At 71.9% G+C, this 23,618-nt stretch carries 22 protein-coding genes and 1 pseudogene; 19 read left to right on the top strand and 4 right to left on the bottom strand.

Features of this window, described 5'->3' with window-relative positions; translation table 11 throughout:
* Positions 1-158 precede the first annotated feature (158 nt).
* The 11 genes from ACP4J0_RS19205 (at position 159) to ACP4J0_RS19155 (ending at position 11,296) form a co-directional block, all read left to right on the top strand.
* On the top strand, positions 159-977 hold the full coding sequence (locus ACP4J0_RS19205; RefSeq protein ID WP_426599886.1) for a peptidoglycan-binding protein: 819 nt from the start codon (positions 159-161) through the stop codon (positions 975-977).
* Positions 974-1,954 (top strand): helix-turn-helix domain-containing protein, encoded by a 981-nt coding sequence (locus ACP4J0_RS19200; protein ID WP_426599885.1) that lies wholly within the window; start codon positions 974-976, stop codon positions 1,952-1,954. The genes ACP4J0_RS19205 and ACP4J0_RS19200 overlap by 4 nt, the downstream gene beginning before the upstream one ends.
* Before the next feature lie 229 nt (positions 1,955-2,183).
* Complete coding sequence (locus tag ACP4J0_RS19195) at positions 2,184-2,873, top strand: UbiX family flavin prenyltransferase (RefSeq protein WP_426599884.1); 690 nt, start codon at positions 2,184-2,186, stop codon at positions 2,871-2,873.
* 172 nt (positions 2,874-3,045) lie between these two features.
* The gene (locus ACP4J0_RS19190; RefSeq protein ID WP_426522274.1) at positions 3,046-3,501 is read left to right on the top strand and encodes an Lrp/AsnC family transcriptional regulator; all 456 of its coding nucleotides are present in this window, start codon (positions 3,046-3,048) and stop codon (positions 3,499-3,501) included.
* 48 nt (positions 3,502-3,549) lie between these two features.
* On the top strand, positions 3,550-4,713 hold the full coding sequence (gene mqnE, locus ACP4J0_RS19185) for an aminofutalosine synthase MqnE (RefSeq protein ID WP_426599883.1): 1,164 nt from the start codon (positions 3,550-3,552) through the stop codon (positions 4,711-4,713).
* A 75-nt stretch (positions 4,714-4,788) separates the two neighbouring features.
* The gene (locus ACP4J0_RS19180; RefSeq protein ID WP_426599882.1) at positions 4,789-5,439 is read left to right on the top strand and encodes a UdgX family uracil-DNA binding protein; all 651 of its coding nucleotides are present in this window, start codon (positions 4,789-4,791) and stop codon (positions 5,437-5,439) included.
* 16 nt (positions 5,440-5,455) lie between these two features.
* Positions 5,456-5,980, top strand: coding sequence for an N-acetyltransferase family protein (locus tag ACP4J0_RS19175; protein ID WP_426599881.1), 525 nt, complete (start codon positions 5,456-5,458; stop codon positions 5,978-5,980).
* 153 nt (positions 5,981-6,133) lie between these two features.
* Complete coding sequence (locus ACP4J0_RS19170) at positions 6,134-6,433, top strand: DUF4229 domain-containing protein (protein WP_426522278.1); 300 nt, start codon at positions 6,134-6,136, stop codon at positions 6,431-6,433.
* A 315-nt stretch (positions 6,434-6,748) separates the two neighbouring features.
* On the top strand, positions 6,749-8,062 hold the full coding sequence (locus tag ACP4J0_RS19165; protein WP_426599934.1) for a dicarboxylate/amino acid:cation symporter: 1,314 nt from the start codon (positions 6,749-6,751) through the stop codon (positions 8,060-8,062).
* Between the two features lie 108 nt (positions 8,063-8,170).
* Positions 8,171-8,905: a TetR/AcrR family transcriptional regulator gene (locus tag ACP4J0_RS19160; protein ID WP_426599880.1), complete on the top strand. Its 735-nt coding sequence runs from the start codon at positions 8,171-8,173 to the stop codon at positions 8,903-8,905.
* Positions 8,906-9,367: 462 nt separating this feature from the next.
* Positions 9,368-11,296, top strand: coding sequence for an AMP-dependent synthetase/ligase (locus ACP4J0_RS19155; RefSeq protein ID WP_426599879.1), 1,929 nt, complete (start codon positions 9,368-9,370; stop codon positions 11,294-11,296).
* Positions 11,297-11,341: 45 nt separating this feature from the next.
* On the opposite strand, the gene ACP4J0_RS19150 is transcribed toward ACP4J0_RS19155, so the two are convergent.
* Together ACP4J0_RS19150 and ACP4J0_RS19145 are read right to left on the bottom strand one after the other, a co-directional pair.
* Positions 11,342-11,986 (bottom strand): methyltransferase domain-containing protein, encoded by a 645-nt coding sequence (locus tag ACP4J0_RS19150; RefSeq protein ID WP_426599878.1) that lies wholly within the window; start codon positions 11,984-11,986, stop codon positions 11,342-11,344.
* Between the two features lie 133 nt (positions 11,987-12,119).
* Positions 12,120-12,323 (bottom strand): cold-shock protein, encoded by a 204-nt coding sequence (locus ACP4J0_RS19145; protein ID WP_003974443.1) that lies wholly within the window; start codon positions 12,321-12,323, stop codon positions 12,120-12,122.
* A 319-nt stretch (positions 12,324-12,642) separates the two neighbouring features.
* Between ACP4J0_RS19145 and ACP4J0_RS19140 the strand changes: the two genes are divergently transcribed.
* The 3 genes from ACP4J0_RS19140 (at position 12,643) to ACP4J0_RS19130 (ending at position 17,875) form a co-directional block, all read left to right on the top strand.
* The gene (locus tag ACP4J0_RS19140) at positions 12,643-13,491 is read left to right on the top strand and encodes a menaquinone biosynthetic enzyme MqnA/MqnD family protein (protein ID WP_426599877.1); all 849 of its coding nucleotides are present in this window, start codon (positions 12,643-12,645) and stop codon (positions 13,489-13,491) included.
* Positions 13,492-13,578: 87 nt separating this feature from the next.
* Positions 13,579-15,357: a serine/threonine-protein kinase gene (locus ACP4J0_RS19135; protein ID WP_426599876.1), complete on the top strand. Its 1,779-nt coding sequence runs from the start codon at positions 13,579-13,581 to the stop codon at positions 15,355-15,357.
* 157 nt (positions 15,358-15,514) lie between these two features.
* The gene (locus ACP4J0_RS19130; protein WP_426599875.1) at positions 15,515-17,875 is read left to right on the top strand and encodes a PQQ-binding-like beta-propeller repeat protein; all 2,361 of its coding nucleotides are present in this window, start codon (positions 15,515-15,517) and stop codon (positions 17,873-17,875) included.
* 438 nt (positions 17,876-18,313) lie between these two features.
* On the opposite strand, the gene ACP4J0_RS19125 is transcribed toward ACP4J0_RS19130, so the two are convergent.
* On the bottom strand, positions 18,314-18,505 hold the full coding sequence (locus ACP4J0_RS19125) for a DUF397 domain-containing protein (RefSeq protein ID WP_426599874.1): 192 nt from the start codon (positions 18,503-18,505) through the stop codon (positions 18,314-18,316).
* A gap of 10 nt (positions 18,506-18,515) precedes the next feature.
* Positions 18,516-19,367 carry a helix-turn-helix domain-containing protein gene (locus ACP4J0_RS19120; RefSeq protein WP_426599873.1) on the bottom strand — a complete coding sequence of 284 codons (852 nt, stop codon included), beginning with the start codon at positions 19,365-19,367 and terminating at the stop codon, positions 18,516-18,518.
* Between the two features lie 215 nt (positions 19,368-19,582).
* On the opposite strand from ACP4J0_RS19120, the gene ACP4J0_RS19115 reads away from it, so the two are divergent.
* The 5 genes and pseudogenes from ACP4J0_RS19115 (at position 19,583) to mqnC (ending at position 23,611) form a co-directional block, all read left to right on the top strand.
* Positions 19,583-20,008, top strand: a complete 426-nt coding sequence (locus ACP4J0_RS19115) for an ATP-binding protein (RefSeq protein ID WP_426599872.1) — start codon at positions 19,583-19,585, stop codon at positions 20,006-20,008.
* Positions 20,009-20,041: 33 nt separating this feature from the next.
* The gene (locus tag ACP4J0_RS19110; protein ID WP_426599871.1) at positions 20,042-20,935 is read left to right on the top strand and encodes a hypothetical protein; all 894 of its coding nucleotides are present in this window, start codon (positions 20,042-20,044) and stop codon (positions 20,933-20,935) included.
* Positions 20,936-21,092: 157 nt separating this feature from the next.
* Positions 21,093-21,332 (top strand): annotated as a pseudogene (locus tag ACP4J0_RS19105) (hypothetical protein); the annotation flags it as partial.
* 86 nt (positions 21,333-21,418) lie between these two features.
* Positions 21,419-22,333: a prepilin peptidase gene (locus ACP4J0_RS19100; RefSeq protein WP_426599870.1), complete on the top strand. Its 915-nt coding sequence runs from the start codon at positions 21,419-21,421 to the stop codon at positions 22,331-22,333.
* 78 nt (positions 22,334-22,411) lie between these two features.
* Positions 22,412-23,611 carry a cyclic dehypoxanthinyl futalosine synthase gene (gene mqnC, locus ACP4J0_RS19095; protein WP_426599869.1) on the top strand — a complete coding sequence of 400 codons (1,200 nt, stop codon included), beginning with the start codon at positions 22,412-22,414 and terminating at the stop codon, positions 23,609-23,611.
* Positions 23,612-23,618: the final 7 nt, after the last annotated feature.

Below are 23,618 nucleotides of genomic sequence, written 5' to 3'. Positions count from 1 at the left end.
CCCGGGACGTCCCCGGCGCTCACCTGCGGGGACACGGCCCGGGCGCTCTGTTCCGGGGCACGGTCCGGGACGCTTCCGGAGGAAGCGGTCCACACGGGAGAGGACACAAGGGAAGAAGGCCCTGGAGTACGCCCGCAACGAGAGGATTTCCTCCTGCCATGGCGCCGTGGAGATCTCTGCCCGAGGAACTCAGCCCGCCTGCCCGGCGCCTGGTGACCGGGCTTCGGGAGCTGAAGGACCGCACCGGAATGAGTCTGGCCGCGCTGGAGCGGCGCACCCGTTACAGCAGGTCGTCGTGGGAGCGGTACCTCAACGGCAAGAAGCTCCCGCCACGCGAGGCGGTCGCGGAGCTGGCCGCGCTGGCGGGCGAGGACGGCGACCGGTGGCGGGCACTGCACGCGCTCGCGGCCGGTGACTGGCTCCGTTCCCCTCCCTCGGGTGCCTCTTTACCGGCCGCCCCGGGCCGGGAGGAGGCCGACGGGGCGGTGCCCGCCGACGGCACGCCTCCGGCCGACGGCACGGCTCCGGACAGCGGGGCGGCCCGGCAGGGCGGGCGAGGACCTGTGGCGTGGGCCCGGTACCGGGCGCCCTACCTGATATCGCTGCTGATCATGGCCAGTACGGCCGTCACCGTCGCCGCGACCTGGGACCGTGGCGGGGTGAGCCACCGGGAACGGCCGGACGACTTCGTCTTCGAGGCCGGTACCACCTACGACTGCCCGGTGGAGCGGAAGGGAGCCCTGCTCACCGCCGGTTACAGCGACACCCGGCGGACCTACCTGCACCAGTTGGTGATCAGCTGGGACGTGGTGGAGGCCCAGTGCCTGCTGGAGTACCACGGCTACCCGGTGGCCGAAGTCGACGGCGCCTACGACGCGATGACGGAACGTGCGGTCAAGCGTTTCCAGGAGGACCGCGGGGGTCTCGTCGTCGACGGGGTCATCGGCGAGCACACCTGGGAGGAGCTGCGCCGATGAGCGGGCGGCGTGAGGAGCTGGCCGGGCTCGCGGCGGAGCTGGTGGCGCTGAAGAAGCGGACCGGGCTCAGCCTGGGGGCGCTGGCCGACCGGACCTCGGCCAGCAAGTCGGCCTGGCACCGCTATCTCACCGGACGCAATCTGCCGCCGCGTGAAACGGTCGCCGAATTCTGCGCCCTGGCCGACGAGCCGCCCGCGCGTCTGATGGCCCTGTGGGAAGTGGCCGAGACCGAGTCCAGCGGCAGGCGGCAGCGCGGCGACGGGACCGAGCGGGGCGCCGACGCGCCGCAGACGCACCGCGCACCGCACCGCGCACCGCACCGCGCACCGCGGCGGGCGGCCGACGAGGAGGCGGACCGTACTCCCCCGACGCCGTGGAAGCCCTTGACGCCCTGGAAGCCCTGGCCGGGGGTGACACGGACGCCGCGGGCACCCGAGCGCTTTGGGTGCGCCGCGGTGACGGACCCGGGACCGAGCGCGGTGGCGCCCGGCCAGTGGCGCCGGTGGAGCCACTGGCGCCGGATCGTGCACCGCTGGTGGCCGGTCGGGGTCTCCGCCTTGCTGTCCGCCGTCGTACTCGCCGCCGTTCCGCTGATCCGGGGACCCGCCGAGCCGGTCCCGGCACAGCCCGGTTGCCGGGGCACGGCGTGCGACGGCGAGAATTCCGAGTCGCAGGGCTGTACCGAGCCGGGCTCCGAATTCGGTGCCGTGGCGGAGGCGCGCTTCCCCGGCGGGGCCCGCATGGAGATCCGGCACAGTGAGCACTGTGACGCGTTCTGGGCGCGGATCTGGCTGGGCCGGGTCGGGGACCGGATCGAGCTGAGGGTCCCGGGCCGTCCCACCCGGCACGCGTCGATCCGGGACCGGCACGACGCCGACGGCTACGTCTACACCCTGATGACCGGCGGCGACCCGGCGAATGCGCAGGCCTGCCTGCTGCCCGCGGACGGCGGGCCGGAGCAGTGCTTCGGAACCTGATCCGGGCCCACCGGGGTGGGCCCACCCCGTGATGGGCCCACCTCGGGGCCGGGGCGCCGTGGGGCGGGGGCGCCTCGATGCGGGGAGCGCCTCGGGGTCGGGGGCGCCTCGGAAAAGACGCCCGTGTCACGTCGCCCAGGCCCGGAAGGCACAGCAGGGCGCCCCCGTCCGGTACGGCCGGGCACCCTTGGCGGGTTCCCACTCCGCGGCGCCGGATAGGCTCGGTCCCGTGAACCCAGTCAAGCCAGGAGAGACGCCGCGCCGGCCTTGGATCGTGGGGGTGTCCGGCGCTTCCGGCACTCCGTATGCCGCCTCGGTGCTGCGGGCACTGCTCGCCGCGGGCGAGAGCGTCGACCTGGTGGTCAGCCGGGCCTCGCGGCTCACGCTGCTCGACGAGACCGGCATCTCCTTCCGGGACGCCCACTGGCGGACCGACCTGCGCGCGTGGCTGTCCCGGGGCGCCGACGGGAAGCCCGGCACCTTCGACGTCGACCTCGACGGCGACCGGGTACGGCACTGGAGCGCGGGCGACCTCGCGGCCGGGCCGTCCTCGGGGTCGTACCCCGTCAAGGGCATGCTCATCGTGCCCGCGTCGACGGCGTGCGTCGCGGGCGTCGCACTCGGGCTGTCGAAGGACCTGCTGCAGCGGTCGGCGAGCGTGACCCTGAAGGAGCGCCGCAAGCTGGTCGTGGCCGTGCGGGAGACCCCGCTGGACGGCCGGACGCTGCGGCACCTGGTGACACTGGACGACGCGGGCGCGACCGTGGTGCCCGCCTCGCCGGCCTTCTACGCGGGGGCGACGCACATCCAGGACCTGGTGGACTTCGTCGCCGGACGTGTCCTCGACGCGGCGGGCGTCGGGCACGACCTCTACCGCCGCTGGCGCGGCGACCTCGGCGGGGCCCGCCCCACCGACTGAGCACCACCCCGGACATCAGCGAGACCGGCGAGCACCATCGAGCACCACCCGAGCACCATCAAGCACCACCCGAGAACCGTCAAGCACCACCCGAGCATCACCCGAGCACCACCTTCCCCCACACGTTTGTTACCCACATCTTCAGAACTCTTCAGTGGAAGGCTTCGATCGCATGGACGCGGTGGACAGGCAGCTCATCCAGGCCCTGAGGGAGAACGGCCGGGCCTCCTACGCGGAGCTGGGGCGCCTCGTCGGACTTTCCGGACCCAGCGTCACCGACCGCATCAACCGGCTGGAGGCGGCCGGCGTCATCACCGGCTACCGGGCCACCGTCGACGCCGCCTCGCTCGGCCTCGGCGTCACCGCCCTGGTCGGCGTATCGCTCTCCGACGCCGCCGACCACGAGGACGTGGCGCAGCGGCTCAAGGAGCTGCGGGAGATCGAGGACTGCTGGTTCATCGCCGGCGACGACTCCTACATGCTCAAGGTGCGCGCGGCCGACGTGGACGGCCTGGAGAGCATCATCCGCCGGCTGTCGGGCACGAAGGGCGTGTCCCGGACCCGCACCACCATCGTGCTCTCCACCAAGTGGGAGAACCGGGTGGGCGAGCTGCCCGAAGAGGTGTAGCCCCCGGGGCGTACGGTTTACGGAGTCTGTCTCAGAAAGAGGTATCGCATGGACGCCGGGCTCAAGCGGGAGCTGGAGCAGAAGGTCCGTTCCGGTGAGCGGCTGACCCGCGAGGACGGCATCGCGCTGTACGAGTCGGACGATCTCGCCTGGCTCGGCGGCCTCGCGCACGAGGTGCGGACGCGGAAGAACGGCGACGTCGTCCACTTCAACGTCAACCGCCACCTCAACATGACCAACGTGTGCACCGCCTCCTGCGCGTACTGCTCCTTCCAGCGCAAGCCGGGGGAGAAGGACGCGTACACGATGCGCATCGAGGAGGCGGTGAAGCTCGCCAAGGAGATGGAGGGCGAGAACCTCACCGAGCTGCACATCGTCAACGGCCTGCACCCCAACCTGCCGTGGCGCTACTACCCGCGCTCCCTGCGGGAGCTGAAGGCCGCGCTGCCGAACGTGTCGCTCAAGGCGTTCACCGCCACCGAGATCCACCACTTCGAGACCATCTCCGGGATGTCCGCCTCCGACATCCTCGACGAGCTGATCGACGCCGGCCTGGAGTCCCTGACCGGCGGCGGTGCCGAGATCTTCGACTGGGAGGTGCGGCAGCACATCGTCGACCACCGCACCCACTGGGAGGACTGGTCGCGCATCCACCGCCTGGCGCACGAGAAGGGGCTCAAGACCCCGTGCACCATGCTCTACGGCCACATCGAGGAGCCGCGCCACCGAGTGGACCACGTGCTGCGCCTGCGCGAGCTCCAGGACGAGACGAACGGCTTCCAGGTCTTCATCCCGCTGCGCTACCAGCACGACTTCGTGGACATGAAGGACGGCAAGGTCCGCAACCGGCTCCAGGCCCGCACTCAGATGGCGACCGGAGCGGAGGCGCTGAAGACCTTCGCGGTCTCCCGGCTGCTCTTCGACAACGTCCCGCACGTCAAGGTCTTCTGGGTCATGCACGGCGTCCAGACCGCGCAGCTCGCCCTCCAGCACGGCGCCGACGACATGGACGGCTCGGTCGTCGAGTACAAGATCACGCATGACGCGGACGACTTCGGCACACCGAACAAGCTGACCCGGGACGACCTGCTCGACCTGATCCGCGACGCCGGGTTCCGGCCGGTCGAGCGGAACACCCGGTACGAGATCATCCGGGAGTTCGAGGGACCCGACGCGGCACGCAGGGACTCGCCGCAGCCCATGCGGGTCTGACCCCCTCCCGGGCCACCCCCCGGCCCCCGGACCGCCCCTTCGTTCGCAGCCCACGCCCCCGGGTACCCGGCGGGCATGGCCACCACCAAGGCTCCCGAGGACGCCTACACCGCCGCCCCCTTCGTCCCGGAACGCGGCGGACTCGCGGCCCTGCGCAAGGCGGCGGCCGGGTGCAGGGGCTGCCCCCTGCACGCGGCCGCCACCCAGACGGTGTTCGGCGCCGGAAAGGCGGACGCCCGCGTGATGCTGGTCGGCGAGCAGCCCGGCGACCAGGAGGACCGTGAGGGGGAGCCCTTCGTCGGACCGGCCGGCCGGTTGCTGGACCGGGCCCTGGAGGAGGCCGGGATCGATCCCGGCGACGCGTACGTCACCAACGCCGTGAAGCACTTCAAGTTCACGCGGTCCGAGCCCCGCAAGCGCCGTATCCACAAGGCGCCCACCCTGCGTGAGACGACCGCCTGCGGGCCCTGGCTGGCCGCCGAGCTGGCCCGCGTGGAACCCGAACTGATCGTGGTGCTCGGCGCCACGGCGGGCAAGGCCCTGCTCGGCTCCTCGTTCCGCGTCACGCGGGTGCGCGGCACGGTGCTGGAGGAGGAGATCCACGGCCGCCGGGAACGGCTGGTGCCCACCGTGCACCCCTCGGCGGTGCTGCGGGCCGAGGACCGGGACGGGGCGTACCGGGGGCTGGTCTCGGACCTCAGGGTGGCGGCACGGGCACTCGCGTAATGGTTACGATGCTGGTGTGTCCCTTACTTTCACCTTCGACCCGCCCGTCACTCCCCACCTGCGCGACGGCGTACTCGACCTGTGGACCGACGTCTCCAACGCGGGCGGCTCCGTGGGCTTCGTACCGCCGGTGACGAGGGAGGAGATCCGCCCCGAACTGGTCAAGCACATGGTGGCCATGGCCGAGGGCCGCACCCGCCTCCTCGTCGGCCACGACGAGGAGGGGCAGGTGGCCGCCACCGCCTTCCTCACCCGCAACACGCACCGGCTGATGACCCACTGGCTGTGGCTCTACACGGTGATGGTCCACCCGCGCCACCAGGGCCGGGGCTACGGCCGGGACCTGATGGCCGCCGCCGCGGACGCCGCCCGCACCGTCGACGGCATCGAGGCGATCCGGCTCACCTGCCGGGGCGGCCTCGGCCTGGAGCGGTTCTACGAGTCCTGCGGCTACAAGGAGGTCGGCCGGGTACCCGGCGCGATCCGGGTGGCGCCGGGCGACGACCGCGACGACGTCTTCCTGCTGCTGCCGCTGACCTGAGCCCGGCACGCCTGCCGCCCGCCCGGCAGGCCCCGACCTCGCCGGGCAGGCCCCCACCCCGCCGGCAGGACCCCACCCCGCTGCAAGGACGGCATCCCGGCATGTTTCACTGGACAGTGCCTCTTTGTGCCAGAAACGGAAGAGTGGATTGAGATGCTCCGCTACACGCTGATGCGCCTCGGGATCTTCGTGGGCTGCCTCGTGGCCGTCTGGGGGCTCGTCTACGCCGGCGTGTTCCCGCGCGGTCTCGGTGACTCCAACGGCATGTGGATCCTCCTGCTCTCCCTGCTGCTCTCGGCCCCCATCAGCTACATCGCGCTGCGCAAGGAGCGGGACCGGGCCTCCGTCCAGGTCGCCGGCCGCGTGGAGCGTATGAAGGCCAACCTCGAGGCCAACCGCGGCCAGGAGGACACCGCCGACGACGCGGCACGCGCCCAGGGCCAGACCTCGTAACGCACGTCACGCACCCGCACGCCCCGGTTTCCCAAAGCACAGGAAACCGGGGCCTTCTGCGTTTTACGGGCAGTACGCGCTCCCTGCCTCTCAAAGCGAGGCTTTGGGGGTCCCAAAGCGCAGGTGTTAAAGTCGTGTGCATGAAGCACGCAGCCGCGCCCCACACCCCACCGAGCCTCGCGCTCGTGGCGCGCCTGCACGTGGACCTCTGTCGGTGCGCGTCCGCGAACTGTCGCCCCTGACGTTCCCCCTCATCCGTCGTTCTCCACGTCAGCCCAGCGCGTCCGTCCCCGCGTCCCGTCCCCCTTACGGAGCCTGTCCGTGTCTTCCGTCACGAAGTACTTCAAGGTGCCCTTCTGGGCCCAGATACTCGCCGGTCTCGTCCTCGGCGTCCTGCTCGGCTGGCTGGCCCGCAGCCAGGACCTCTCCTGGCTGGTCACCACCCTCGACAAGGTCGGTGGCACCTTCATCGGCCTGCTGAAGCTGGCCGTCGCACCGCTCGTCTTCTTCGCGATCCTGGTGTCGATCACCAACCTGCGGAAGGTCAACAACGCGGCCCGCCTGGCGTCCCGCACCCTTCTCTGGTTCATGATCACGTCGCTGATCGCGGTGGCCATCGGCCTGGCCATCGGCCTCGTCACCAACCCCGGCGCCGGCACCGGCCTCACGCCGGCCGACGGCGCGAAGCCCGAGAACACCGGCTCCTGGATCGACTTCCTGACCGGCATCGTGCCCACCGACGTCATCACGCCGTTCACCGAGCTGAACGTGCTCCAGATCGTCTTCATGGCCGCCGTCGCCGGTATCGCCGCCCTCCAGCTCGGCGAGAAGGCCCAGCCGATCCTGAACCTGAGCGAGTCCGTCCTCGAACTCCTCCAGAAGGCCCTGTGGTGGGTCATCCGCCTCGCCCCGCTCGGCACCGTCGGCCTCATCGGCAACGCCATCGCCACCTACGGCTGGGACCTCATCGGCAAGTACGCCACCTTCACCGCCGACATCTACGTCGGCTGCGCGATCGTGATGTTCGTGGTCTACCCGGTGCTGCTCGCCACCGTCGCCAAGGCCAGCCCGCTCCAGTTCTTCAAGGGCGCCTGGCCCGCGATCCAGCTCGCCTTCGTCTCCCGCTCCTCCGTCGGCACCATGCCGCTGACCCAGAAGGTCACTGAGCGCCTCGGCGTGCCGAAGGAGTACGCGTCCTTCGCCGTGCCGTTCGGCGCGACGACGAAGATGGACGGCTGCGCCGCGATCTACCCGGCGATCGCCGCGATCTTCGTCGCGCAGATCTTCGACATCCAGCTCGGCGTCGGCGACTACCTGCTGATCGCCTTCGTCTCGGTGGTCGGCTCCGCCGCCACGGCCGGCCTCACCGGCGCCACGGTCATGCTGACCCTGACCCTGTCCACGCTGGGCCTGCCCATGGAGGGCGTCGGCCTGCTCCTCGCCATCGACCCGATCCTGGACATGATGAGGACGGCTACGAACGTCGCAGGTCAGGCGCTGGTCCCGGTGATCGTCTCGGCCCGTGAGGGGCTGCTCGACCGGAAGGCCTACGACTCGGCGCACAGCTCGCCGATCGACGAGCCGGAGCAGGAGAAGCAGGCCTCGGAGCCGGTCCCGGTCGCCGCCTGACCGTCGTCCCGTCCGTCCCGTCCGCGCCGTCCCGACGCCGTCCCGACCCTCGCGTCGGGACGGCGTCGGCGTCCTGACCACCGCCGCACGGACCGTACGCTGATTCGCATGGGTGCTGGGAAAACCAAGCGGATGCCGCGTGCGGTCCGTGAGCAGCAGATGCTGGACGCCGCCGTGCGCGTCTTCGGGCGGCGCGGGTACATGGCGGCGTCGATGGACGAGATCGCCGAACTGGCGGGTGTTTCCAAGCCGCTGGTGTACCTGTACCTGAACTCGAAGGACGACCTCTTCACCGCCTGCATCCGCCGCGAGGCCCGGGCCCTCACCGGGGCGGTCCGGGCCGGTGTGCGTCCGGGGCTGCCCGCCGACGGGCAACTCTGGTCGGGACTGCGGGCGTTCTTCACCCACACCGCGGAGAACCCCGACGCCTGGCGGGTGCTGCACCTCCACGCCCGTACCCACGGTGAGCGGTTCGCGGCCGAGGTGGCGGCGATGCGCGAGGACATCGTCGCGTTCGTGACGCAGCTGATCGCCGCCGCGGCGCGGGACGCGCACCGGGACCCGCGCCTGCCCGCGGGCGAGGTCGCCGGGCTGGCCGAGGCGCTGGTCGGCGCCGCCGAATCGCTCGCCGACTGGGCGGGCGCCACCGAGGGCGTCACCGCGAAGCAGGCGGCGGCGACCCTGATGGACTTCGCCTGGGCGGGCCTGGGCGACCTGATGGCGGGCCGCCCCTGGTCCCCGCCGGAGGACTCCGGGCCGGAGCCCCCGGCCCGGGAGACCGCGGTTCAGGCGACCCCGGCCCAGGCGACCCCGGCCCAGGCGGCCCCGGTTCAGGCCGGGTAGGGCCCGGCCTCGCCGGACAGGTGCAGCCGCCGCCCCTGATCGCCGCGCAGCTCGAACCGCCCGTCCCCGGCCCCGTACGGCACCGTCAGGGTCGCGAACGGGAAGCGGGTCGAGGTGCGGTCCTCGGTGGGCGGGCGGTCGGGGTGTCATGGTCATAGCGGGACGAACCTGACCTACTGGCAGGTAACCCCCGAGACTGCACACCCCCGACGCGGGACCATCCCGGAACCCGCACCAACTCCCCACGAGAGGCCCGTACGATCCCGGGACCCACTGCCGGTGACCCACGTCCGCGGAACCCGGCGACGCACGCCTCGGCGCCCGGCGTTGAACACCTCGGCGCGCGAGGCACGTACGTCATGCAGCAGAGCAGTCGCAGCCGTTGCTGCAGTTGCAGCCTTGCAGCAGTCACAGAAGTGACAGCAGAAGCAGTCCCGCCGCTGCACGTCCCAGGAGCCGCCCGTGTCCACCCCGCTTCCCTCCTTCGCCGCGTCCGCCGCCTACGCCGACTCGCCCGGCCCCACCCTGGTGGCGCCCGAGACGCGGCGGCTGGACGGGGCCGTACGGGAGGCGTACGTACCGCCGTTCGCGCCGCTGGTGCGCCGCGGCTCGCTCGCCGACCTGCCCTTCGACAACGCGGCCGCGGCCGGGGACCAGGTGGTCCTCAGCCGCAGGTCACCGGACGGGGGCTGGTCCGACGTGACGGCGGCCGAGTTCGCCGGGCAGGTGCTGGCGGTGGCCAAGGGCATGATCGCCGAGGGTCTGGCGCCGGGCGACCGCGTCGCGATCATGGCCCGTACGACGTACGAGTGGACGCTGCTGGACTTCGCCGCGTGGGCGGCCGGCCTGGTCACCGTCCCCGTCTACCCGACCTCCTCCCTCTTCCAGACCCGCTGGATCCTCCAGGACTGCGGCGCGGTCACCCTGGTCACCGAGACCGCCGCGCAGGCCGCGGCCCTCGGCCCCGAGCTGGACCGCATCCCCGACCTCAAGCACCTGTGGGTCATGGAGAACGGGCACGTGGAGCGGCTGGCGGAGCTGGGGGCGAGGGTGCCGGACGCGGAGGTGGACGTCCGCCGGGGCATGCTGAGCCCGAGCACGCTCGCCACCCTGGTCTACACGTCGGGCACCACCGGCCGCCCCAAGGGCTGCGCGCTGACCCACGGCAACTTCTTCGCCGAGGTCGACAACGCCATCGAGCTGCTCTACCCCGTCTTCAAGGCGCAGACGGGCGAGGAGCCGTCGATCCTGCTCTTCCTCCCGATGTCCCACGTGTTCGGCCGCATGGTCGCCGTGGCCTGCGTCCGCGCCCGGGTCCGCCTCGGCCACGCGCCGAGCCTGAAACCCGAGAACCTGCTGCCGGACCTGGCGGCCTTCCGCCCGACCTGCCTCCTCACCATCCCGTACATGCTGGAGAAGGTCTTCAACAGCGCCCGCGCCAAGGCCGAGTCGGGCGGCCGGGCCTCGGCCTTCGACCGCGCCGTCTCGGTGGCGGTGCGCTACGGCGAGGCCATGGAGGCCCGCCAGGCGGGCACGGGCGGCGGCCCGGGCCGTGCCCTGAAGACCGCCCGCTCCTTCTACGACCCCCTCGTCTTCCGCAGGATCCGGGCCGCCATGGGCGGCCGGGTCCGGTACGCCATCTGCGGCGGCTCCCCGCTCGGCCGCCGCCTGGCCGCCTTCTACGCCGGGGCCGGCATCGAGATCTTCGAGGGGTACGGCCTCACCGAGACCACGGCCGCCGCGACGGTGACACCCCCGCTGAAGCCGCGGCTCGGCACGGTCGGCTGGCCGCTGCCCGGCACCCGCGTCCGCATCGCCGCCGACGGCGAGATCCTCGTCGCCGGCGACCAGGTCCTGCACGGCTACTGGGACACCGAGGCGGGCGGCGTCGTCCCGGCCGCCCCCGACGGCTGGCTCGCCACCGGCGACATCGGCAGCCTGGACGACGAGGGCTACCTGACGATCACCGGACGCAAGAAGGAACTGCTGATCACCGCGGGCGGCAAGAGCGTGGCCCCGGCCCCGCTGGAGGACTGGCTGCGCTCCCACCCCCTGATCTCCCAGTGCATCGTCCTGGGCGACCGCCGCCCCTACGTCGCCGCCCTGTTCACCCTCGACCCCGACGGCGTCACCCACTGGCGTCGCATGAACGGCAAGCACCCCGTGCCACCGGAGCTGCTGACCGACGACGAGGAGGTCCTGGCGGTGCTCCAGCGGGCGGTCGACGAGGCCAACAAGCTCGTCTCCCGCCCGGAGTCCATCCGCCGCTTCGCCGTCCTGCCGAGGGACTTCACGGAGTGGGAGGGCCATCTGACGCCGTCGATGAAGCTCCGGCGCGAGGAGATCATGCGGGACTTCGCGGATGCGGTCGAGGGGCTGTACGAGACGTAGGCCCCCTGCCGGGCGGTCGTGCGCGGGGCCGCCACCGCCGGGCGGTCAGCGGCGGGCGATGAGGCAGGCCTGCGGGACCTTCGAGGAGGTGTCCTCCTCCTGTACGCGCACCGTCCGGGACAGCACCGTGAACCCGGCCTTCTCCAGCAGCTCCGCCATCGGCTCGGGACGCCGCCGCTCGAAGTCCAGGGCGACGGGGTGGCCGAAGGGCCGGTCGAGGCGGAGGGGCTCGTCGCCGGCCTGGAAGGCGAGGAGCAGGTGCCCGCCGGGGGCCAGCACGCGCCGGATCTCCCCGAAGAGGTCCGGCAGCCGCTCCCACGGCGTGTGGATCGACGAGTACCAGGAGACCGCGCCCGCGAGGGCGCCGTCGGGCAGGTCCAGCTCCAGCATGGAGCCCTGCTCGAACCGGAGGCCGGGGTTCTCGCGGCGCGCGATCGCGAGCATCGAGGCGGAGAGGTCGAGGCCGAAGACCCGCAGGCCGAGCGAGGCGAGGTGGGCGGTGACCCGGCCGGGCCCGCAGCCCAGATCGGCCACCTGCCCCTCCGGTCCCACCAGCTCGGCGAAGGCGCTCATCAGCGCCCGGTCCAGCGGGGTGCCGGCGCCCGCGGACCGGAAGCGGTCGGCGTAGTCCTCGGCGATGGTGTCGTAGAAGGTCCGGGTGGTGTCCAGGAAGCCGGTGTCGTCAGTCATGGCGGGGACCCTAGCGGTGGCCGGCGGTGGCCAGTGACGGCGGGATTTCACCAAGAATTCAGAAACGGCCGCCGGAAAGGGCAGGAGCCCCGTCGCCGAAGTCGGCGCGGGGCTCCTTGGGTACTGCTGTCAATCAGACAGGAGTGACATTCTCCGCCTGCGGGCCCTTCGGACCCTGCGTGACGTCGAAGGACACCTGCTGGTTCTCCTCGAGGGAACGGAATCCCTGAGCGTTGATCGCGGAGTAGTGGACGAAGACGTCCGGGCCGCCGCCTTCCTGGGCGATGAAACCAAAGCCCTTTTCGGCGTTGAACCACTTCACGGTTCCGGTAGCCATAAGCCCTCCTTGGGCCCAAAGGGTTGCCCTGCTCCAGAACCAGCAAGTGTGAAGACGGGAATTCCGCACAACTGCATACGTCTGAGAACGACGAGAGCCCGCGGTCACATGCTCCGCAGGCTCTGTACTGCAAGGGAAACCAAACTGCAACTTGCTGTGAGCCTAGCACGCAGGGCCCCGAGCGCAACAGAGGCCAAGATCACTTCACCCGAATGTTTGAACGTCTCGGCCGTTCGGCTGACGCCGGAGTCGGCGGGGGCCGACGGGGCCGACGGGGGTCGGCAGCGGGCGGATACCGGGGGAGGGCTAGCCTCGCGATGTGGACAATTCTCGCACCCGGCCGCGCGTCGGCCACATCCAGTTCCTGAACTGCCTGCCTCTGTACTGGGGGCTCGCGAGAACAGGTACGCTCCTCGACTTCGAGCTGACGAAGGACACCCCGGAGAAGCTCAGCGAGCAGCTGGTGCAGGGCGATCTCGACATCGGTCCCGTCACCCTGATCGAATTCCTGAAGAACGCGGACGACCTGGTGGCCTTCCCCGACATCGCCGTCGGCTGCGACGGTCCGGTGATGTCGTGCGTGATCGTCTCGCAGGTCCCCCTGGACCGGCTGGACGGCGCCCGGGTCGCCCTCGGGTCGACCTCGCGCACCTCCGTCCGCCTCGCCCAGCTGCTGCTGGCCGAGCGGTTCGGCGTCCAGCCCGACTACTACACCTGCCCGCCGGACCTGAGCCTGATGATGCAGGAGGCCGACGCGGCCGTCCTCATCGGCGACGCCGCCCTGCGCGCGAACATGATCGACGGCCCGCGCTACGGCCTCGACGTGCACGACCTGGGCGCGCTGTGGAAGGAGTGGACGGGCCTGCCGTTCGTCTTCGCGGTCTGGGCGGCGCGCAAGGACTACGCGGAGCGCGAACCGGAGCTCACCCGCAAGGTGCACGAGGCCTTCCTCGCCTCCCGCAACCTCTCCCTCGAGGAGGTCGGCAAGGTCGCCGAGCAGGCGGCCCGCTGGGAGGCCTTCGACGAGGAGACCCTCGCGAAGTACTTCACCACCCTCGACTTCCGTTTCGGCGCCCCCCAGCTGGAGGCGGTCACCGAGTTCGCCCGGCGCGTGGGCCCGAGCACCGGCTTCCCGGCGGACGTGAAGGTGGACCTGCTCCAGGCCTGATCCGCGGCGGGCTTTTCGCGGGCCGCCCGCCACCCCCGCCCACTACCCTGCTCGCAGGTACTGGCGTACGGGGGAGGGGTGGACGCCATGCGGCCGCTCGAAGTCGACGAACCCACCGCCGTGGGGCCCTACCGGCTGCTCGGCCGACTGGGCTCCGGCGGCATGGGCCGCGTCTACCTGGGCCGCAGCGCGGGCGGCCGCACGGTCGCCGTGAAGATCGTGCACCCGCACTTCGCCCTCGACGAGGAGTTCCGGGCCCGCTTCCGGCGCGAGGTGGACGCCGCGCGCCGGGTGGGCGGCGCCTGGACCGCGCCCGTACTCGACGCCGACCCCGAGGCGCGGGTGCCGTGGGTCGCCACGGCATACGCGGCGGGTCCGTCCCTGACGGCGGCCGTCGCGGACGGCGGCCCGCTGCCGGCCCGCTCGGTGCGGGCGCTCGGCGCGGGACTGGGCGAGGCCCTGGCGGCGGTCCACGAGCTGGGCCTCGTCCACCGGGACGTGAAGCCGTCCAACGTCCTGCTGACCCTCGACGGCCCCCTCCTGATCGACTTCGGGATCGCCCGCGCCACGGACGGCACGGCGTCCCTGACCTCCACCGGCGTCTCCATCGGCTCGCCCGGCTACATGTCGCCCGAGCAGATCCTCGGCAGGGGCGTCACGGGCGCGGCGGACGTGTTCTCGCTGGGCGCCGTCCTCGCCTTCGCGGCGATGGGCGCGCCGCCCTTCCCCGGGGACTCCTCGGCCGCGCTCCTCTACAAGGTCGTCCACGAGGAGCCCCAGCTCGACGCCCTGGAGGAGGAGGCGGGCGGGGGGACGGGAGGGGAGACGGGCGGGGTTCTGCGGGACCTGGTGGCGGCGTGTCTGGCCAAGGACCCGGCGGCCCGGCCGACCCCCGGGGAGGTGGCCCGGCGTCTCGCACCCGAGGGCGCGGCCCGGCTCGTGTCCGGCGGCTGGCTGCCGGGGCCGCTGGTGGAGCGGGTCAGCCGGAGCGCCGTAGAGCTGCTGAACCTGGAGGCGGGGGCGCCGGCCCCGGGGCACCCGTCGGGGCCGGTGGGGTTCAGCCGGCCGTCGGTGACGGCGGGGGCGGCCGACGCGGGTGCCGCCGAAGGCGCTTTCGGCCCGCCACCGGTGATGCCGCCACCGGCCACTTCACCGGCTGCTCCACCGGCTGCTCCACCGGGCACTCCACCGGCCCCTCCGTTCCCCGGACCGAGGGGCGGCGAGGGACCGGGGGACGGCGGTCGGCCGGACGGCGGTCGGCCGGGAGGCGGTCGGCCGGGAGGCGACGACCCCGCACCGGGCGGGCTCGCCCTCTCCGTGGCCGCGACCGCCACCAGGTGCACCGGCGGACGCGGCCGTCGGCTCAGCTGCACCGTGGCACTCGCGGTGGCGGGAGCAGTGGCGGCGGTGACGGTCGGGTCGGTGTTCGTCCTGGACGTGCTGCCGGGCGACGGTGGCAAGACCACCCCCGGCGGAAAGGACACCGCCACGCAGTCGCCCGCCGCCCCCCGCACCGTTCCCGGGCGCTACCTCGGCACCTGGGAGGGCCAGGCGGTCGCTGCCGCCGAGGGCAGCCTGCCGCTCGGCACCTTCCGGCTGACGGTCGGGAAGGCCGACGTGGGGAAGCGCCTGGGCACCCTGCGCCACACCGACATCTTCGGCGGCATCTGTGATGACGTACTGACCCTGAAGAAGGTGACGGACAAACAGATCGTCACGAGCGCCGTGGGCGCCGAGGGCAACCGCGACGTCTGCAACCAGGCCCTCCACACCGTCCGCCTCACACCGGTCGGCGACGACCTCCAGTACGAGTCCGACAGCAAGGACTCGGGGCGGCCGAAGGCGCGCCTGTCGAAGGTCGAGTAGGCCGAGCAGGCCGAGTAACCGAGGCGTCGCGCCGGCGGGCCCGTCGTGCCCCTGCAACCGGGCCGGCCACCCCTGTCACTAGGGTGACTGCGACAACGAACACCGCCGCAGGAGCCAGCTGTTGGTCGGCGGCGCGTCACGACGGGGAAGGCCGGCCATGGAGACACTGCACTCGGACGATCCGCGGCAGCTGGGCAGTTACCGCCTCCTGCGCAGACTCGGTGCCGGTGGCATGGGCCGCGTCTACCTCGCCCGTTCGCCCGGTGGCCGCACCGTCGCCGTGAAGGTGGTCCGCCCCGATCTCGCGGCGGACGGTGACTTCCGTGCCCGTTTCCGGCACGAGGTGGAGATCGCGAGGGCGGTCTCCGGCCGGTTCACCGCCCCCGTCGTGGACGCCGACCCGGACGCCTCCCTGCCGTGGCTCGCCACCTCGTATGTCCTCGGTCCCGACCTGACGGACGTGGTCGCGGCGCACGGAGCGCTGCCGGAGCACACGGTCCGCGCGCTGGCCGCCGGGCTCGCCGCGGCCCTGAAGGACATCCACGCGGCGGGACTGATCCACCGCGACCTCAAGCCCTCCAACGTCCTGCTGGCCGCCGACGGACCGCGCCTCATCGACTTCGGCATCGCGCGGGCGGTGGACGGCAGCCGGATGACGCAGACCGGAGTGGTGGTCGGCTCGCCCGGTTACATGTCGCCGGAGCAGGCCATGGGCAAGGACGTCGGCACGGCGGGCGACGTGTTCTCGCTGGGTTCCGTGCTCGCGTTCGCGGCGACCGGGCGCAGCGTCTTCGGCGACGGCACGGCGTCGCACGCCGCGCTGCTCTACCAGGTCGTGCACGGTGAGGCCGACCTGACGGGCGTACCCCCGTCCCTGCTCGGGCTGATCCGCGCCTGCCTCATGAAGGACCCGGCGCAGCGCCCGGCGCCCGGGGAGATCGTCACGGCACTGGCCGGGCAGGGTATCGACGCCGCCCTGCACGACTGGCTGCCCTCGGCGGTGGCCTCGACGATCGCGACCCACGCCGCGGGGATCCTCGACCTGGAGGCACCCGAGGCACCCGAGGCACCCCCGAACGTCTCGCCGGCGCAGGCAGCCTCCGCGTTCGGTCCGGCGCCGACGATGCCGACCGGGACACCGTCGGCCGGTACGCCGCAGCTCGGGACCCCACCGGCCGGTACGCCGTCGGCCGGATACGGCACGCCGCCCGGTGGTACGCCGCCACCGTCACCCGGGTACGGCGCTCCCCTCCCCGGCACGGTGCAGGTCGGCGCGGGCGGGGCGTCGGCGCCGGACCGCTCCCGGCGGCGGGCGCTCGGTCTGGCGTTCGGCGCCGCGGCGGCGGTCGCGGTGGCCGGAGTCGGCGGCGGGTGGTTGCTCGCCTCCGGGGACGGGGACGGCGCCTCCGACGACGCGACGGACGCTCCGGGCAAGGGCGGGTCGGCAGAGCCCGTGGACGAGAACTTCACGACCCCGCCCGCCGGGGTGGCCCCGCAGCCGCTGTGGCACAAGTCGGCCGAGAAGGACAGCACCCACCCGCGCGTACCGCTCCTCACGCACGACGGACTGCTCCTGGTCAGCGGCGACCCGCTCGTGGCCTACGACGTGAAGACCGGCAAGGCCCGCTGGACCAAGGCGGGCATCTGCCGGCCCGGAGCCCTGCTCCTCTTCCACGGCGGCAAGGTGTTCCTCGCCGACGGCGACTACGAGGGCGCCTTGGTCGCCTACGACGTCAAGACCGGCGAAGAGGCCTGGCGCAGCCGTCTCGGCAAGCAGCTGTCCGTCGAGGACACGATCGCCATCGACGACAAGAACGTCTACGTCACGGCGAAAGACCACGGTCAGTCGAAGAGCGCCACCGAGTACCGCACGGCCGTCGCGGCCATCAGCCACACCACGGGAAGGACCGCGTGGGTCCAGCACCGGGACTGGGGCACGAAGGACTACGACGTCCAGGGCACCGCCTCGGGCAAGTACCTGGTCTACGCCGACTCGAACCTCAACCTCACCGTCCGGGACACCGCCACCGGCGGCCAGGTGTGGACCCGGAAGATCGGCGACGAGTGGTCCTGGCGGCCCACGGTCGCGAACGGCCTCGTCTTCCTCCCGGGCGACGCACTCGAGGCCGTCGACGTGGAGAAGGGCCGCACGGTCTGGACGCTCGACCCGGCCGGCCGCCGGGGCTTCGACAACCCGACGGTCTTCGACGGCGTGCTCTACGTCAGCGACCACGACGACGGCGTATGGGCGGTGAACGTCAAGACCGGCAAGCGGACCTGGCTCTGCGACGAACTGGACGTCGAGGGCCCGGAGTCGTTCCTCCGCGTGGGCTCGACCCTGTACGGCGCCACCGGCTCCCTCGACGGCGGCATCGTCGCCCTGGAGACGCGGACGGGCAAGCTCCGCTGGACGTACACCGACAGCAAGGCCGTCGGCGAGCCGTGGCAGGTCGCCCGCTCGGGGAACCGGCTGATGGCGACGCACGGCCACGAGATCTACGCGCTGCCGGCGGTGTAACGAGGGCGACGGGCCGCGGGGACCCCCTCGGTCCCGCGGCCCGTCATCCTTTCCGGTCGGCCGATGCCCGTCGCATCGGCGTCGCAGGTGACGTTCCGCTCGGCCGCGGCGCACGTCGGCCTCGTCTGGCTCGGGTACGTCCTTGCCGCCGTTCCAGGCCGGGTCGTAGGAGTCCACCTTCTCGGTGGCGGTGCGGACCCAGCCGTGCGCTCCGGACAGCGCGGTCTGTGCGGTGGTGAGTTCGCCGCGCGCCTTACGGCCGTCGCGCAGGGTGCCGGCGAGTTCGCGTACGCGTTGCGGGTCGCCCGGTGCCGGGTCCTTCTCCAGGTCGAGTACGTGCCAGTCCGTCGGCCTGTGCGACGCCGTGTTCTCCCCCGTGCACGTGCGATGCCTACTGCCTGGAACGTGCGTAGGGACTTATCGCAGGGGTGGGGAGGTTCAGCGGGTTGCCGTCTTGAGGTTCTGGACGAGTGCGGTGAAGGCTTCGACCGGGACGGTCACCGTGCCCCGGGAGGGAGCCTTCGAGTCGCGTATCGCGACGTGGGTGGGGAGCGGGGCGATCTCGACGCAGGTGTTGCCGTCGCCGCCCTCGGAGTAGGAGGACTTTCGCCAGTCGGTAGGTCCGGTCACGCCGCGAGCCTCACAGTTCCTTCGCCAGCTGATGGATGAAGTCCCGCGTCCGGGCGGGGTCGAGTGCAGCCTTCCTCACTTTACGGAACAGGGCCCGGAAGCGATCGAGCTGGGATTCGGCATCGAGGAAGGCAGTGCCGCTGGGGGAGTCGCGAAGTACGGTGTCCAGGCGTGGCAGCGGCCCGCCCACATGCATCATGGCGGCGCTGGCACCGGCGAAATGGTCCGTGTCGAACGGGACGACTCGTACCGTGACGTGCTCCCTCTCCGTCTCGTCCAGAATCCTCTGCAGTTGGGTACGAGTTACCTTGCGGTCGCCTACGCGGATGCGTAGCGCGGCTTCGTGAACGACGGTCTCGTACGGGGCCGGAGGGACACGCTCGATGACCGCACGGCGTCTCAGCCGGTGCTCGACACGCGGAGTCAGCTCGCTGTCGGGCAGTTCCGGGACCATGTAGCCGAAGACCGCGCGAGCGTAGTCCGGGGTCTGCAGCAGGCCGGGCACGTGCGTGATCACGACCTCGCGCAGGAATGTCGCGTGGTGTTCCACTTCGGCGACATCGAGGAAGACCGGGGGAAGGACACCCCGGAACTCCTCCCACCAGCCGTGGGTGCGCTCGGTGGCCATCGTTGCCAGGGCGTCGACCAGGGTGTCGTCGGCGCAGGCGTAGTGAGCGGCCAGTCTGCGCACGCGCTCCTCGCTCACTCCGGCGAAGCCGGCCTCGACCTGGCTCATCTGGGCCGAAGTCGAGCTGAGCAGCCCCGCCACTTCACGGGCTTTCAGTCCGGCGGCCTCCCGCAGTCTGCGTAGCTCCGTACCCAGACGCACCTGCCGCGCCGTCGGTCGACTTCTGGGCGCCACGCGACCCCTCCCGCTGCCAACTCGCCCTCCGGCTGTACCGCTTACGGGGTCAGATTAAGGCAACGGCTTGCGTGGGCAAAAATTTTTGCTCTACCGTCGGTGACGCGCAGAACACGCTGCGCCTACCTCGGTGTCGGAAGTGCACCGCTTCGTCACGCCTTGACGGTGCGGCGATGCCACCGGCCCCCTTCCCTCTACCTGATCGGAGATCAGTCATGCCCGAAGCCCTGCCGACCGACCCGGCCACCCCCTGGGAGTACACCCTCTACATCCCGAACGACCTGCGCGCCGTCACCGTCTGCCGCCGCACCCTCCGGCTCATCCTCACCATGCACGGACTCATCCGCCTCGTCGACACCGCCGAACTGCTCGCCACGGAGCTGGTCTCCAACGCCGTACGCCACACGAAGGGACCCGCTGCCCTGCGCGTGCGGTGGGCGGCCGGCGTGCTGCGGGTGGGGGCGTGGGACGCCGACCCGGAACCGCCCGAGCCGCCGGGGAAGTGGGCGTCGCTCGCCGATGCGGAGGAGGGGCGGGGGCTCGCGCTGGTGCGGGAGTGTGCCGACGTGTGGGGGTGGCAACCGCTGGCCAGGGGCGGGAACCGGGGCAAGTACGTGTGGTGTGACCTCGTCGCGGCGTAGCGCGTTGATCGCGTCGTACAGGAAGGAGAGCTGATGGTCAGCTCGTCGCACGAGGCGCTGCACTGGGTCTTCCAGAAGGACCCCGCGCTGCTGACGCGGGCGTTTCAGAGCGTGCTGCGTGTTCCGTTCCCGGAACCGCGTGACTTCGCGGTCCTGAACACCGACGTCACCGAGATCGAGCCCGTCGAACGGCGTGTGGACACGCTGATGCGGGTCGACACGGACGAAGGCACGTACCTCCTCGTCGTCGAGGCGCAGGGGAAGCAGGACGAGGGCAAGCGCGGCAGCTGGCCCTACTACCTCTCGTACTTGTACGCGAAGTACGGCTGGGAGCCTGTGCTCGTCGTGATCACACAGAACAGCGCGACGGCGCGCTGGGCGGCGCAGCCGATTCGGCGGGGCCTGCCCGGCTGGCACTCGATGACGGTGCGCCCGCTCGTGATCGGCCCGGACAACGTGCCGGTGATCGCAAGTGAGCGGGAGGCCGAGAGGGACATTCCGCTCGCCGTCCTGTCGGCCATGACGCATGGGCGGGGCGCCAAGGCCGCCGCCATACTGGAGCCGTTGGCTTTCGCTCTGCGGACTGTCGATGCCGAGAGTGCGGCGGTGTTCGGACAGCTCATCGAATCGTGCCTGGCGGATTCCCGGGCCAAGGAGATCTGGAGGGACCTGATGTCGGAGATCCGCTACTTCTTCAACAACCCGGTGGCCGAGAAGGTCCGCGAGGAAGGCCGGGTGGAGGGGCGTGAGGAAGGACGCGTCGAGGATCGGGCCGAGATGACCCTGCGGATCCTGGAGTGGCGGGACATCCCGGTGTCCGATGCAGTGCGGGAGCGTGTGCTTGCCTGCTCGGATCTGAACCAGCTCGAAGTCTGGGCTCGGCGTGCCGTGACCGCGGAGCGGGCCGAGGACCTGTTCAGCGATTGATGGACCGGATCTCCTGGACCTCCATGTCCTGGACCTCCATGTCCTGGACCTCCATGTCCTGGACCTCCATGTCCTGGATCTCTGTAGGCTCAGCGCATCCCTCATACCGGACGCTCCCGTGTCTTCTCCGGCACGGCCCACGACCCAGGACATCGCCATGCCGCGACGCCGTACCTCAAGCTCCGCAAGCTTGACGGCTGCCCCGGCTCCGAGGAACCGGACGCCTCAGCCGGTGCGGGTGCGGCGTCGGTCGTTCGGGGACTTCGTCAAGGCGTTCCTCGCCTTCGTCGTCCTGGCCGCGCTGTCCGGCGTCGGGGTGCCGGGGCGGGTGCCGGGTTCCGGGCCCAGTCAGCTGCCGGCGCGGCAGCTCGTCGCCGCCCTGCTGCTCGTCGGCGCCGACCTCGAGGGCGTACGCCTGCTCGACCGGTCGCTGCGCGACCTGCCGCGACGGCGTCGCGGCAGCGGGCTGAGCCGAGCCGCCGGATGAGCCTCGATCACCTCGACGTCATCGTCATCGTCGTCGCCGCGGTGTGGGGCGCGGTGACGGGAGCGCTGCTGCCGCGGGCCGCCTACCGCTTCTCCGCCCCCTCGGGAGAGGCGTGGCGCGAGCGGTGCCCCGGCGCGCACCCCGTCCGGGGCTGGCTCGGGCGGGCGCGGTGCGGGCCGTGCGCGGCCGAGGCGGTCGCGGGCGGGGAGCCGGGTGGGTCGGTCGCGGGTGGGCCGGTCGCGGATGGGCAGCCGGGCGGGCCCCGCGGTGGCGGGCCGGTCGCGGACCGGTCTGTCACGGGCGGGCCGGCCGCGCACGGGCAGTCGGGCGGGCCGGTCGCGCACGGGCAGTCGGGCGGGCCGGCCCGGTACGGCCCCCGTACCGCCCCCCTCGCCGCCGTCACCGCTCTCGTCTGCGTCGCCCTCGCCGCCGCCACCGGTACCCGGCCCGAGCTGGCCGTCTGGCTGCTGCTCGCGCCGGCCGGCGTGCTGCTGGCCGTCGTCGACCTGCGGGTACGGCGCCTGCCCGATCCCCTCACCCTGCCGCTCGCCGGCGCCGCGCTCGTCCTCCTCGGTCTCACCGCCCTCGTACCCGAGCACGCCGGGGAGTGGACCACCGCCCTGCTGGGCGCCCTCGCCCTCGGCGCCGGCTACCTCGTGCTGTTCCTCATCAACCCGGCCGGCATGGGCTTCGGCGACGTCAAGCTCGCGCTGGGCGCCGGTGCGGTCCTCGGCTGGTACGGCTGGCCGACGGTGATGCTCGGCACCTTCGCCGGGTTCCTGCTCGGCGCGCTCTACGGCGGCGCCCTCGTCGTCACCCGGCGGGCGGGGCGCAGGACGGCCATCCCGTTCGGGCCGTTCCTGATCGCGGGCGCGTTCCTCGGCGTCCTCGCGGGCGCCTACGCGGCCTGAGGATCAGCGCCGAAAAGGGCTGGCGTAGGCTGGCCTGGTCCGTCCACAACCCTTACGAACTCTGCGAAAGGGACGCCGGTGACCGAGAAGGCCGACCTTCAGCCCATCCTCGACCGCGCCGCCGCCGGTGGGCGGATCACCCCCGAAGAGGCGCTCGCCCTCTACCGCGACGCCCCGCTGCACGCGCTCGGCGCCGCCGCCGACGCCGTACGCAGGCGCAGGTACGCCGGCACCGAGCACATCGCCACGTACATCATCGAGCGCAACATCAACTACACGAACGTGTGCGTCACGGCGTGCAAGTTCTGCGCCTTCTACGCGGCCCCCAAGGACACCAAGAAGGGCTGGAGCCGCGACCTCGACGACATCCTGCGCCGCTGCGCGGAGACCGTCGAACTGGGCGGCACGCAGATCATGTTCCAGGGCGGCCACCACCCGGACTACGGCGTCGAGTACTACGAGAAGCACTTCGCCGCCATCAAGAAGGAGTTCCCGCAGCTCGTCATCCACAGCCTGGGGGCGAGCGAGGTCGAGCACATGGCGCGGATCTCGAAGGTGTCGGTCGAGGAGGCCATCACCCGGATCCACGAGGCCGGGCTCGACTCCTTCGCCGGCGCCGGCGCCGAACTGCTCCCGGAGCGCCCGCGCAAGGCCATCGCCCCGCTGAAGGAGTCCGGCGAGCGCTGGCTGGAGATCATGGAGATCGCGCACCGGCTGGGTGTCGAGTCGACCTCCACCATGCTCATGGGCACCGGTGAGACCAACGCCGAGCGCATCGAGCACCTGCGCATGATCCGGGACGTGCAGGACCGCACCGGCGGCTTCCGCGCCTTCATCCCGTACACCTACCAGCCCGAGAACAACCACCTGAAGGGCCGCACGCAGGCCACGCTCTTCGAGTACCTGCGGATGATCGCCATCGCCCGGCTGTTCATGGACAACGTCGCCCACATCCAGGGCTCCTGGCTCACGACGGGCAAGGAGGTCGGCCAGCTCTCCCTGCACTACGGCGCCGACGACCTCGGCTCGATCATGCTGGAGGAGAACGTGGTGTCGTCGGCCGGTGCCAAGCACCGCTCCAACCGGCTGGAGATCATCGACCTGATCCGCAAGGCGGGACGCGTACCGGCGCAGCGCGCCACGACGTACGAGCACCTCGTCGTGCACGACGACCCGGCGAACGACCCCGTCGACGAGCGCGTCGTCTCCCACATCTCGTCGACGGCCATCGAGGGCGGCACCGCCCACCCGGAACTGAAGCTGCTCGCCTCCAACTGAGGACCGA

It is taken from the genome of Streptomyces sp. WG7, from assembly GCF_049975785.1.
GTDB lineage: Bacteria > Actinomycetota > Actinomycetes > Streptomycetales > Streptomycetaceae > Streptomyces.
Note: the sequence above shows the minus strand (reverse complement) of the source record. Positions and strands in the feature narration are given on the sequence as shown.